10 protein-coding genes and 4 pseudogenes are annotated in these 12,205 nt (G+C 69.9%); 6 read left to right on the top strand and 8 right to left on the bottom strand.

Going from position 1 to position 12,205, the window contains the following annotated elements; translation table 11 throughout:
* Positions 1-42 precede the first annotated feature (42 nt).
* Entirely contained in the window at positions 43-876 is an 834-nt protein-coding gene (locus L2X98_RS14405) for an inositol monophosphatase family protein (protein ID WP_259611381.1), read from the bottom strand.
* Positions 877-2,063: 1,187 nt separating this feature from the next.
* Between L2X98_RS14405 and L2X98_RS21535 the strand changes: the two are divergent.
* The 4 genes and pseudogenes from L2X98_RS21535 to L2X98_RS14385 all read left to right on the top strand — a co-directional run.
* A pseudogene (locus L2X98_RS21535) lies at positions 2,064-2,525 on the top strand (hypothetical protein); the annotation flags it as partial.
* A gap of 263 nt (positions 2,526-2,788) precedes the next feature.
* Positions 2,789-3,616, top strand: coding sequence for a ferric reductase-like transmembrane domain-containing protein (locus tag L2X98_RS14395; RefSeq protein ID WP_259611380.1), 828 nt, complete (start codon positions 2,789-2,791; stop codon positions 3,614-3,616).
* 14 nt (positions 3,617-3,630) lie between these two features.
* Positions 3,631-4,143 (top strand): FMN-binding protein, encoded by a 513-nt coding sequence (locus L2X98_RS14390; protein ID WP_259611379.1) that lies wholly within the window; start codon positions 3,631-3,633, stop codon positions 4,141-4,143.
* 38 nt (positions 4,144-4,181) lie between these two features.
* Entirely contained in the window at positions 4,182-4,946 is a 765-nt protein-coding gene (locus tag L2X98_RS14385) for an FAD:protein FMN transferase (protein WP_259611378.1), read from the top strand.
* Here the strand turns inward: L2X98_RS14385 and L2X98_RS14380 are convergent.
* The 4 genes and pseudogenes from L2X98_RS14380 to L2X98_RS14370 form a co-directional block, all read right to left on the bottom strand.
* Positions 4,927-5,091, bottom strand: a complete 165-nt coding sequence (locus tag L2X98_RS14380; protein WP_259613338.1) for a sensor histidine kinase — start codon at positions 5,089-5,091, stop codon at positions 4,927-4,929. The two genes, L2X98_RS14385 and L2X98_RS14380, sit on opposite strands and share 20 nt — an antisense overlap.
* 70 nt (positions 5,092-5,161) lie before the next feature.
* Positions 5,162-5,260, bottom strand: a pseudogene (locus tag L2X98_RS21530) (sensor histidine kinase); the annotation flags it as partial.
* A 623-nt stretch (positions 5,261-5,883) separates the two neighbouring features.
* On the bottom strand, positions 5,884-6,564 hold the full coding sequence (locus L2X98_RS14375; RefSeq protein ID WP_259611377.1) for a response regulator transcription factor: 681 nt from the start codon (positions 6,562-6,564) through the stop codon (positions 5,884-5,886).
* Between the two features lie 70 nt (positions 6,565-6,634).
* Positions 6,635-7,666, bottom strand: coding sequence for a zinc-dependent alcohol dehydrogenase (locus L2X98_RS14370; RefSeq protein WP_259611376.1), 1,032 nt, complete (start codon positions 7,664-7,666; stop codon positions 6,635-6,637).
* Between the two features lie 209 nt (positions 7,667-7,875).
* On the opposite strand from L2X98_RS14370, the gene L2X98_RS14365 reads away from it, so the two are divergent.
* The gene (locus tag L2X98_RS14365) at positions 7,876-8,811 is read left to right on the top strand and encodes a 1-phosphofructokinase family hexose kinase (protein WP_259611375.1); all 936 of its coding nucleotides are present in this window, start codon (positions 7,876-7,878) and stop codon (positions 8,809-8,811) included.
* Positions 8,812-9,303: 492 nt separating this feature from the next.
* Here the strand turns inward: L2X98_RS14365 and L2X98_RS21525 are convergent.
* The 3 genes and pseudogenes from L2X98_RS21525 to L2X98_RS21515 all read right to left on the bottom strand — a co-directional run.
* A pseudogene (locus L2X98_RS21525) lies at positions 9,304-10,344 on the bottom strand (GAF domain-containing protein); the annotation flags it as partial.
* Between the two features lie 261 nt (positions 10,345-10,605).
* The gene (locus L2X98_RS21520; RefSeq protein ID WP_354002811.1) at positions 10,606-10,800 is read right to left on the bottom strand and encodes an SDR family oxidoreductase; all 195 of its coding nucleotides are present in this window, start codon (positions 10,798-10,800) and stop codon (positions 10,606-10,608) included.
* A gap of 85 nt (positions 10,801-10,885) precedes the next feature.
* Positions 10,886-11,353 (bottom strand): annotated as a pseudogene (locus tag L2X98_RS21515) (SDR family NAD(P)-dependent oxidoreductase); the annotation flags it as partial.
* Between the two features lie 170 nt (positions 11,354-11,523).
* On the opposite strand from L2X98_RS21515, the gene L2X98_RS14345 reads away from it, so the two are divergent.
* Complete coding sequence (locus L2X98_RS14345) at positions 11,524-12,162, top strand: response regulator (protein ID WP_259611372.1); 639 nt, start codon at positions 11,524-11,526, stop codon at positions 12,160-12,162.
* Positions 12,163-12,205 lie beyond the last annotated feature (43 nt).

The following is a 12,205-nucleotide window of genomic DNA, read 5'->3' as shown; positions in this document are numbered from 1 at the left end:
TCCGAGGCGGCTGGAAATGCCATGTACACGCGGCGGATGCGATCACCGCGCGTCGATCGCATTCTGCAGGGCCGCGAACAGGTCGGGGCCGGCCGCGATGATGAGGTCTTTGCCCGGGCGCCCGCCGGGCACTCCGCCGACTCGTCCGCCGGCCTCTTCGACGATCAGGGCGCCGGCGGCGTGGTCCCACGGATTCAGGCCGCGTTCGAAGTAGCCGTCCAGACGGCCCGCCGCGACGTAGGCGAGGTCGAGCGCCGCCGAGCCGATGCGACGGATGTCGCGGGCCAGCGGCATCACGCGCGCCAGTCGGGCGAGATCGCCGGCGTGGGTGGCCGGGTCGTACCCGAACCCGGTGGCCAGGAGGGCACCGGCGGCACCGGGATGCTCGTTCACCCTGAGCGGCTCCGTCCGGTCATCGTCGCGGTCGCCCACGTGCACGAACGCTCCGCCGCCACGGACCGCGGTGAACAGCTCGCCGGTGGGCGGCCCGAACACGGCACCGGCGATCGCCTGCCACGTGGCCGGGTCGGGGACGCCTTCGATCGCGGCGATGCTCACCGCGTATGCCGGGACGCCGTAGGCGTAGTTGACGGTGCCGTCGATCGGATCGACCACCCAGGTGATGCCCGAGCTGCCCGGCTCGGCGCCGGACTCCTCGCCGAGGAAGCCGTCCGCGGGTCGTTCGGCCGCAAGCCGGGACCGGATCAGCGCCTCGACCTCGCGATCCGCCGCGGTGACGATGTCGGCGACCGCCGACTTGGTCGCGGCGATCTGGACGCCCTCTGCCCGACGGCGCCGTGCGAGCGCGCCCGCCTCACGGGCGATGTCGGCGGCGAGCCGGACGAGGTCGTCGGGGTCGGAGAGCGGTGCGGTCACGGTCAGTCCTGCCGCGGCGCCTGCGGCGGGACCGGCGGCGGAGGCGGGAACCCCTGATAACCGGGCTCCTGCGGCGTGCCGGGCTGCGGCGTGCCGGGTTGAGGAGCGGGCTTGCGGCGATGGCGTGCCGGGCTGCGGCGACGGCTGCGGCGCGGGCCAGGTCGGGTCGACCCCGGTCGCCGGCGCGCCGGTCGGGGCGGGCCAGTCCGGCGATGCGGCCCAGTCCGGCGAGGCGGCCGGTTCGGGCCACGCACCCGTCCGCTCCGGCGCGATCGCGGGGGTCTGCTCCGGCGCCGTCCAGGCCGGTCCGGTCAGGGCGGACGAGGCCGCGTCGGGCGTGGGAACGCTCGGGTGCCCGGTGTAGTAGGCGTTCCAGTCCGGCAGGCCGTCGGCGAGGACGGGCAGCGGCGTCAGACCGTCGGCGTAGGTGGGCCAGCCGACGGGCGCTCCGGCGTGCGTGCGCCGGGGGGCGAACAGCGCATTCACCAGCGGCACCAGAGCCGTCCCCACCGCGGCGAGGATCGCGATCGCGACCGCCAGCCGCCAGTAGATGTCGCGGAAGTGCACCCATTCCTTCAGCATGAGCGGGGCGACCAGCATGATCGCCAGCAGCCCGACCAGCATGATCGTGGTCCACGCGACGATGGTCGTGAACGTCGTGCGATGCCGATCCCATGCCTTCACGAACAGGCGCACGTGCAGCACTGCCAGCTGCAGGATGAGCACGATCAGCAGGAAGGACATGAAGCGTCCGGCACCGCCGCCGAACGAGTCCTCGAGCAGGCCGCGGAACGGCAGCCAGATCATGATCGCGCCGATCAGCAGCGTCACGATCCACACGGCCATGCTGGTCAGCGTGAACCAGACCGGGCGGCGCGGCGCGAGGTAGGTGTCCATCAGAGCGACGCCGGCGAAGGCCACCATCAGCAGGATGGTCAGGAAGGCACGCGGCACGATCCCGCCCGCCGTGCCGACCAGCACCATGACGACGCAGACGATGGCGGCGGCGATGAGGGCGCCGATCGCGACCCAGATCGCCGCGCGCAGGAGCGTGGAGTTCGACGTTTCCGCTTGCTGAGGCGTCGCACCGGGCACAGTCATGGATGTCCTCTCGTCGGCGGGCGGCGCCCGCATCCCCATCCTGACATGCACCGCCTGTTCGCGGGAGCGCGAAGCGGCGGCCGTGGATGGATGGCGCGGCCGGCCGCACCACGGCGCGTCGAGGCCCGATCGGGTCGCCGTCATTTGCGATGAGTCGGCTATGGATACGGCGAGGATGCCGCAATCTTGGCGTGGTCTCAGAATGCCGGCTCGACCATGGGGACATGACATTCCTGGCGAGTCCGTCGAGGGCCGGTCGCGCGACATCCGACGGCGCGCCCCGGCGATCGCATCTGCGGCGATGGCACACGGCCGCCGTCGCCGTGATCTGGCTCACGAGCCTGTTCGTCGTCGCCCTGTGGGTCGCGGGCTCGGGCGTGCAGGCGCTGTCGGCGTTCGATGCCGAGACGCTCACCACCATCGGCCGCCTGACGGGCCTGATCTCGGCGAACCTCCTGCTGTATCAGGTGCTGCTGATGGCACGGGTCCCGCTCTTCGAGAGGGGATTCGGGCGCGACGCGATCATCCGCCTGCACCGACTGGTCGGGTTCTGGTCGTTCTGGCTGCTCGTGGCGCACATCGTGTTCGTCCTCGCCGGCTATGCCGTCGCCGCGGGCATGAACCCGCTCGCGCAAGCTGTGGCAGTTCGTCTGGGCGTACCCGGGGATGCTGCTGGCGACGGCCGGGACCGTGCTGCTGGTCATGATCGTGGTGACCTCGATCCGCCGGTCCCGGCGTCGGCTGCCGGTACGAGTCGTGGCATCTGCTGCACCTGTACGGCTACCTCGGCGTCGGCCTGGCGATCCCGCACATGCTGTGGACCGGGGCCGACTTCACCGCGAACCCCGGCGCGACCGTCTACTGGTGGACGCTATGGGCCCTGGCTCGAGCATCCGTCCTCGTCTTCCGGATCGGCGTGCCGATGTGGCGTTCGGACCGCCACGACATCCGGGTCGTCGACGTCACCCCGGACGGCCGCCGCGGCGTCGTGGTGCGGATGCGCGGACGCGGCCTGGCCCGGCTGCGGGCCGAAGCCGGGCAGTACTTCGTCTGGCGCTTCCTGGACGGACCCGGCTGGACGGCCGGGCACCCGTTCTCGCTCGCGGCCGCGCCCGACGGCAGCGAACTCGTCATCGCCGCACGCCTGGCCGGCGACGGGTCGCAGCGCCTCACCCAACTGCGGCCGGGGACGCGGGTGCTGGTCGAGGGCCCGTACGGGCACATGACGGGACAGCAGCGGACCGCACGCAAGCTCCTGATGCTCGCCGCCGGGGCCGGCGTCGCACCCCTGGTCGCGCTCCTCGAGTCCGAGCCGTACGCGCCGGGCGATGCGGTGCTCGTGACTCGCGACCGGAACGACATGGATCGGATGCGGACGACGGAGATCGACAATCTGGCGGTCAGCCGCGGCGTGCGGCACCTGAGTCTGAACGGCTCGCGGGGCGAAAGCGCATCGTGGTTCCCGGCGACCCACGCGGCCTGGACCGGGAGCGACCTCATCCGTCATATCGCGCCGGATCTCGACGCGTACGACGTGTTCGTATGCGGCCCCGCCGGCTGGATGTCGGCTGTCCGCGACGACCTGCGTCGGGCCGGTGTGCGGGATGACCGCATCCACAGCGAAGCCTTCTCGGTGTGATGACAGGAGTGGACATGAAGAAGATCATCTACGGAACCCTCGCCACGGTCAGCGGACTGGTCCTCCTGTTCAGCTATCGGACCTCGCTGGGCGCGGACCTGGTTCCGGTCCCCACGGCGAGCACGACAGGGACCACGAGCGGCGCGACCACAGGCGGCGCAGGCGGCGGCGGCTCGGACAGCTCCAGCAGCACGGGAACGGACACACCCGGCAGCACGGGTACTGGCTCGACCGCATCCGGAACGCTGAAGAACGGCAGCTACACCGGCGACGCCGCCCAGACGCAGTACGGTCCCGTGCAGGTGCAGGTCACCGTCTCGGGCGGAAAGCTGACCGCCGTAGACGTGCCCGAATTTCCGACCGAGAGCCCTCGCGACGCGCAGATCAACGGCTATGCGGTGCCGCAGCTCGTCTCCGAGACGCTGTCGGCGCAGAACGCGCGGATCGACATGATCTCGGGGGCGACATTCACCTCGGACGGCTATCTGCAGTCGCTGCAGTCGGCGCTCGACCAGGCGGCGCGATGAGTGCGTGCAAACCGCGGAGGGCCTGGGTCGAACAGCTGATGGGCACTGCGGTCAGCATCCATGTCATCGGCGAGTCCGACGACGAGACCGCGGCCGCGGTGGCCGGATGCGTCGCCGAGCTGCGCGACATCGAGTCCGTGTTCTCACCGTTCCGGCGCGACTCCGACATCAGTCGCATCCGACGGGGCGAGCTCCGTCTCGAGAACGCCGATCCGCGCGTCGCACATGTGGAGGCGCGCTGCGTCGCTGCCGCCGCGCACACCGGCGGCCTGTTCGACGCCTGGTGGCGAGGCTGGTTCGACCCGACCGGCTTCGTGAAGGGATGGGCCGTGGATGTGGGCGCCGCGCGGCACCTCGCACCCCTGACCGCGCACCCCCAACTCGACGCGGTCGGCATCGGGGCCGGCGGCGACCTGCGCCTGTTCACCGCGCCGAGCGCCGACTGGATCTGGCGGATCGGGATCGCCGACCCCGATCACCCGGGCGGCGTGCTCGCGACCGTGGAGGTGCGCGACGGGGCGGTCGCGACATCCGGGACCGCCGAGCGGGGGGCGCACATCATCGACCCGCGCTCCGGTGAGCCGGCGACCGCCGTCCGCAGCGCGACCGTCCTGGCCGACGATCTGACGACGGCGGATGTGTGGGCCACCGCCGCGGTGGTGGCGGGCGATCTGCGGTGGATCACTCAGGCACCGACCACGGCCGGGATGCTCGTTGCGGGCGACGGGTCCACCCGGCGCTGGGTCGGTGGTGTCGAGGTAGCCGTGGTCGCAGGATCTCCACTCATGCCGACGGCAGCGTGAGCAGGAACACCGTTCCGGCCGGCGACGTCGCCTCGATCCGGATGCTTCCGCCGTAGCGGGCCGCAGCCTCGCGCACGAGGGCGAGACCGAGGCCGAAGCCCCGACGGCGGCCTGACTCGGCCGACCGTGCGAATCGCTCGAAGATCCGGGCTTGCGTCCGGTGGGTCGATGCCCGGACCGGCGTCGGCGACGCGGATCTGGACCGTGTCGCCGGCCGCGGCCGCCGCCAGCGTGACCTCGGACCCTCCCGGCGCGTGCGCGATGGCGTTGTCGACGAGTGCCACGCACAGGCGCGTCAGCGTGACCGCCGGCATCCGGACCGCGAGAGCGGCGCCGGCATCGGTGCGGAGGGTGACGCCGTTCTCCTCGGCCAGGGGCGACATCGTCCGCGTCGTATCGTGCAGGCAGGCCGCGACATCCGCCCGCCCGTCTGCGGCTGTGCCCCCTTCGGCCGCCAGCAGCATGTCGGTGAGCACGTCGTCGAGCATGGCGGCGTCGCGACGCAGTTCGGTCACAGTGGCCTCGATCGGCTGCCCCGGCCGAGCCGACGCTGCACGATCTGGATGCGCCCGGTGAGGGCGGTCAGCGGCGTGCGCAAGCTCGTGGCTCGCATCCGACACGAAACCGCGCTGCAGCCGGAGCGCCTGGGACAGCGGCGCGACCGCCCACCGTGCGGCGAGCCAGGCCACGACGCCCAGCACGAGGATGCCGACGATCCCGAGCGCGACGACCCAGGGCAGGACCCTGTCCACATCCACGACGACGTGATCGTTGTCGGCCGGCGCGCCACCGTGCGGGTGCTCCGGGCGCCCGGTGGACACGATGACGATCACGAGGATCGTCACGCCCACGGCGATCGCGACGGCGGATGCCGCTCCCACCAGCATCCCGACCCGCAGCGCGGAACGCTGAACCCGCCGACGGTCGGCCTCCAGGCTCATGACGGCGCACCGGCTCGGTACCCGCGACCGCGCACCGTCTCGATGACCTCGGGAGCGGTCTTGCGGCGGATGTAGTGCACATAGGTGTCCACCGAGCTCAACGCGTCATCGGATGCGAACACGGTGTGCATGAGCTCGTCGCGAGAGAAGACGTGGTCGGGGCTCTCGGTCAGAACCGTCAGCATCCGCGTCTCGGTGGTCGTCAAGGCGACCCTCTCGCCGAACGGGCCGTAGACGAGAGAGGACTCGGGCACGAAGTTCCACTCGGCGATCGCACGACGACGGCCCTCGGCGCGGTGACCTCGGATCAGCGCGCGCAGCCGCGCCAGCAACTCGTCGAAGTCGAACGGCTTCACGAGATAGTCGTTGGCACCGGCATCCAGTCCGTCGACCCGGTCGACCACGGCGCCGAGCGCCGTCAGCATGAGCACGGGAGTCGTGATCTTCGCCGTCCGGATCGCATCCACGAGCGCGGTGCCGCTCATGCCGGGCAGCCGCCGGTCGATCACGAACACGTCGAACCGTTCGTTCAGCGCCTGGCGCAGCGCATCGCGGCCGTCGCCGACGTGCTCGACGTCATACACCTCGGACAGGACGGCCACGGTCATGTCGGCGATCGTGCGGTCGTCCTCGACATACAGCACCCGCGGCCGAGCGGTGTCGTGTCCCCGTGTCACCCGCGCCCTCTTCCCACCGGTCTCGCCTTCCGCGATTCAAGCAGACCGCGGGAGTGAGGGCCAGCGTCATTCAGCCCGCGTGCGGTCCCGCGTCGTACGTGAACACGAGTCGGGCGGGGACGGTACCGTGCAGCACCTCTGCCATGGCCTCGTTCACGTCGCCCAGTTTCCGCTCCGCGGCGATCACCTTTGTGCGACCGGCCGCATGGAGGGCGAACACCTCGGCGAGATCCTGACGGGTGCCCACGATCGAGCCGATGATCGAGATGCCCTTCAGCACGGTGTCGAAGATCGGGATCGTCAGGGTGCCGGCGGCCGGGAGTGAGACGAGCACCAACCGACCGCCTCGGTTCAACGACCGGAACGCCTGGTCGAAGACCGTGGGGGCCACGGCCAGGACGATGGCCACGTCGGCACCGCCGAGCTGCAGGATGGCGTCGACCGGATCGACCTCGGATGCATTGATCGCGTGGTCCGCGCCAAGGTCCAGGGCCAGGTCGAGCTTCTCCTGTGTCACATCGACCGCCAGAACCTGAGCCCCGACGAGTCGTGCGTACTGCACCGCCAGGTGTCCGAGGCCGCCGACGCCGAAGACCACCACCCGTTCGGCGGGGACCACGCACGCTGCTTTCACCGCGGCGTAGGTCGTGACGCCAGCGCACGTGAGCGGCGCCGCATCCAGAGGAGGGATCCCGTCCGGCACGGGGGTGGCGAAGCGCGCATCGGCGAGGGCGTACTCTGCGTAGCCGCCGTCGACCGAGTAGCCGGTGTTGTACTGCCGCTCGCAGAGGTTCTCGCGACCATCGATGCAGTATCGGCACTCGCCGCAGGCGTGACCGAGCCACGGCAGGGCGACGCGCTGACCGATCGTTCGCGAGGTGACACCGTCTCCGAGCCGTTCGACGACCCCGACGCCCTCGTGTCCGGGGACGAAGGGCAGATCGGGCTTGACCGGCCAGTCGCCGTGCACAGCATGGATGTCCGTGTGGCACAGTCCGCACGCCTCGATACGCACGAGCACCTGGCCCGGGCCAGGCGACGGAATCTGACGCTCTTCGATGGTGAGCGGCTCGGTGAAGCTGGTGGCGACGGCTGCATGCATGACGGGCTCCTTGTCTCGGTGTCTTCCACTCTGTGGCGGAGGGGCGGTCGGCTCGAGGACGAAGGTCCCGTGGACTGCGGAGCGTCGACCCGGGCTCATCGCGATCGAGAGCACCACTCCGCGCGGGACCTTCGTCCCTCTCCCCGCGTGTGCTTGCGTCAACGTCATCCCATGGCAGTTGAAGAGGTACCCGCCGCGGGCGGCGCGGAGTGACCGAGCGTATCGTCACGCTGACGATGAACCCCGCGCTCGACATATCGACGTCCGTCCCACGCGTGGTGCCTGAGCACAAGCTCCGGTGCGATTCCGCACGCTCCGACCCCGGCGGGGGCGGTGTGAACATCTCGCGGGCGATCCGGAATCTGGGCGGAAGCTCGTACGCCATCTACCCCCTCGGCGGTGCCACCGGTGAGGACTATCGTCGGCTGGCATCGGCGGAGGGCCTGACCGGACAAGTCGTGCCGATCGCCGGTGACACCCGTGAGAGCTTCACCGTCGCCGAGGTGTCCACGGGTCGCGAGTACAGATTCGTTCTGCCGGGGCCGCATCTGAGCGAAGCCGAGTGGTCGGACTGTCTTTCGGCCACCGTGGATCATCTGCCGCACGGCGGGCTCGTCGTCGCCAGCGGCAGTCTTCCGCCCGGTGTCCCCGAGGACTTCTACGGGATGCTCGCCCGCCACGCAGCAGACGAGGATGTCCGGCTGGTCGTCGATGCGTCCGGTCCACCCCTCGTCCATGCTTTGGCGGAGGGAGTCTTCCTCATCAAGCCCAGCCGGGACGAGTTCGCCCAGTTGGTCGGCGGCGGGCATGACATGACCACCGCGGATCAGGTCGATGCGGCGACCGACTTGATCCGCGCGGGCAGGGCCGACATGATCGCCCTGACGCTTGGTGCTGCCGGTGCGCTTCTCATCTCCGTGACGGGGGTCCTCCGCCTTCCCACTCCGAGGGTCGCCGTGACAAGCACGGTCGGTGCCGGCGATGCGTTCCTGGCCGGCCTCGTGCTTCGAATCTCGCAAGGGCGACCGCCCGCCGAGGCGTTCCGCACAGCCGTCGCCGCGGGAAGCGCCACGGCAACGATGCTGGGCACCGGACTGTGTCTGCCGGCCGATGTCGCCCGGCTGGAGCGCTCCCTGACCGCGTGATCGCCCAGGCTGGCGTCGCCGGATCACCGTGGCAGCGGTGCCCTCCACTCGAGGCGGGTGCCGCCCGCGGCTCGTGGACGCAAGCGAGAATTCGCCGCCCCGACTCTCGGCACGATCCCGCAGGTTCGCGGTGCCACCGGTCAGGGTCGCGTCCGATCCGACACCGTCCCCGTCGTCTTCGATGGTGACGATGATGGCCACCTCGCTCACCGACACGTCGACTGCGGTGTTCTGCGCCCGTGCGTGTCGCGCGATGTTCGCCAGTCCTTCGCGAACGACGGCGATCACGTCGTCGGCGACAGCCCCGGTGAGCGTCAGATCGATGGCGCCGGTGAAGGTGACGCTCGGAGACCCCCCGAGCGCAGGAGTCAGTTCACCGATCACATCGAGAATGCGATTGCGGGTGAGGCCCGCTCCCCCGGCTGCGGGTCTCGCGCGGAGGGTGAAGATCGCCGTTCGGATCTCAGCGATCGCCGCATCGAGTTCGGCGACGTGCGCATCGAGCCGTGCTGCGGCGGCGGGCTCGGCGGATGCCAGCGCTTGAAGGCCGAGTCCTGTGGCGAACAGACGTTGGATGACGTGATCGTGCAGGTCCCGGGCGATGCGACTGCGCTCGTCGATGACCTCGAGCTGCTGTCGGTCTCGGCGCGCCCACGCAAGCGAGAGAGCGATTCCCGCTTGGTTCGCGAACTCCTCGATGGTGTCGAGTTCGGTACGTGTGAACGGTCTGCCCGGATCGTCGCGCGAGACGCACAGGGCACCGATCGGACGCCCGCCGGCATTGAGCGGAACGGCAGCGCTCGGACCGAGCACGGCCCCTCGATCGCCGCGTATCCGATGCTCCGTGTCCTGATCTGCGAACGCCCCGGTCACGACCTCACCCGACTCGACCGCTCGTGCGCCGAGAGCCGAGGCGGCGGGGATGAGGATGCCGGTGAGCCCGGCCGCTCTGGCTCCCTGCGCCGAAGCGATACGCCAGTCATCGACGTCGACAGGGACCACGATGGTCACCAACTCGGTGGCCACCACCCCGGTGAGCCGCTCGGTGACCAGTGCGAGAACGTCTTCGGTGCCGGGATCCAGGAGTGCCGCGCTGATCTCCGACAGGGCCTTGCTCAGCCTCTCGTGACGCCGAGCCTCCTCATACAGCCGCGCGTTCTCGATGGCCACCCCGGCCGGAGCGGCGAGAGACTCGATGAGCGCCTCGTCTTCGTCGGAGAACGCCCCGTCCACCTGGTCGGTGAGATAGAGGTTGCCGAACACGGTGTCGCGCACGCGGACGGGGACGGCGAGGAATGAATCCATCGGCGGATGGCCCTCCGGGAACCCCACGGATCGAGGGTCGTCGACGATATGGGCCAGTCGGAGGTTCTGCCCTTCGTGGAAGACGATGCCCAGCAGCCCACGCCACTCCGGCAGATGGCCGACCGCTGCCACCTGCTCGTCGTCCATCCCGACGTGGATGAAGCGTTCCAGTGAGCCGTCCTGGTCCCTGACGCCGATGGCCCCGTATCGCGCCCGGGCCAGGTCCACTGCGGCCTTGACGATGCGGATGAGCACCTGCTCGATGTCGAGAGGCTCGGTCACGACGCGCGTCGCCGTGAGAAGCTGCCGCAAGCCGTCCCTGGGTATCGAGGACGCGCTGCGCACGGGCGATCAGCTCCCGGATAGTCGTCTCGAGCTCACCCCGGGGGAGGTCGGGGGTCGGCAGGCCCTCTTCAGCCATGAGATGCACCTTCGATGCCCTCATCCTCGCATCTCTCCTGGGCGGATGATCCACTCGATTCCACGACGTCAGAGGGACGCCCAGCCGCCGTCGACGGGGAGGATCGCACCAGAGACATCGGAAGCGTCGTCGCTGAGCAGCCAGGCGATGGCTGCCGCGATCGCCTCGGGCTGTGCCACGGGCGGCACCGTTGTCTGGAAGATCGGTCCGAGGCGTTCCTGAGCGAAGGCCGACCGGAACGGCGCGTCGATGTTCGTCGCCACCGGGCCGGGCGCCACTGCGTTGCGAGCGGATGCCCTTGGCCGTGTAGAAGAACGCCGTACTCAGCGTGAATCCGTTCACCGCATGCTTGGAGACGGTGTACGGGGTGCCCGCGGCGGACCCGCGCTGGCCGGCCTCGGAACCGACGTTGACGATCGACCCCCGACCGTGTTCGATCATCAGGAGGAGCACGGCCCGTGTCATCCGCATCATCCCCGTGACGTTCACCGAGATGACTCGTTCCCACGTCTCGTCCGCGATCTCGGCGGTCGGTTCGAATCCGTCCATGATGCCGGCGACGTTCGCGAGGCCGTCCACACGCGGGCGGGCCAGCGCCATCACGCGGTCGACCGTGAGCTGGCTGGCGAGGTCCCCGTCAATGGTGGAGACGCTCTCTCCGAGTTCGGCCTCCAGCGCCCGGAGCCGCTCGCGGGAGATGTCGACGCCGATGACGCGGGCTCCTTCGGCTGCGAGTCGGACGGCGGTGGCGCGGCCGATGCCGGAACCGGCACCCGTCACGATGATGGTGTGATCCTGGAAGCGGTTGTCGGCCATGCTGATTCCCTTCATAGCTGCGGTGCCCGGTCGGATGCTGTCAGCCAACTGCGGTCGATGCTCCGCGACCGGGCCGAAAGTCCCTTCCTCTTCTGTCCCGGTCGGATAGATTCGGCGCATGGTCTCCTGCCGGTGAACTGCGCGGGTGTGATGCGATCGGGGGTGGCGGCATGGTCACGATCTTCCTTGTCGACGACCACGAAGTCGTGCGTCGCGGAATCGCCGGGGTCTTGGAGACCCAGCCCGACTTCACGATCGTCGGTGAGGCGGGTACGGTTCGGGACGCGTCCGCACGGATCGCCGCCACCCTTCCCGACCTCGCCATTCTGGACGTGCGACTCCCGGATGGAAGCGGAATCGACCTCTGCCGCCATGTCCGGCAGGAGCATCCGGACGTGCGCTGCCTGATCCTGACCGCGTTCGACGACGACGACGCCGTGATGGCCGCTGTCTTGGCGGATGCCGCCGGCTACCTGCTCAAGTCGGTGCGCACCGTCGATCTCGTCAACTCGGTGCGCACCGTCGTCACCGGCGGCAAGCTGCTGCATCCGGCGGCGAGGATGCAGGCGACGCGGGTACTGCGAACCGCGTCGGCCGAGGATCCTCGGTTCGGATCGCTGAGCCTACGTGAACGACAGATCCTCAGCCTGATCGCGGATGCCCTCACGAACCGGCAGATCGGCGAACGTCTCGGACTGGCGGAGAAGACCGTTAAGAATTACGTGTCGACGATGCTCAGCAAGCTGGGGTTGGATCATCGCACTCAAGCGGCCGTGTTCGAGATCGAGCGCACGGGAGGCCCGCTATAGCCGCCCCGAAGAGATCCGTGGGCCCGGCGCCACAGTCCGCTGG

The organism is Microbacterium elymi, assembly GCF_021582895.2.
Taxonomy (GTDB): domain Bacteria; phylum Actinomycetota; class Actinomycetes; order Actinomycetales; family Microbacteriaceae; genus Microbacterium; species Microbacterium humicola.
The sequence above is the reverse complement of the archived record's forward strand: the minus strand, read 5'-3'. Positions and strand labels throughout refer to the sequence as shown.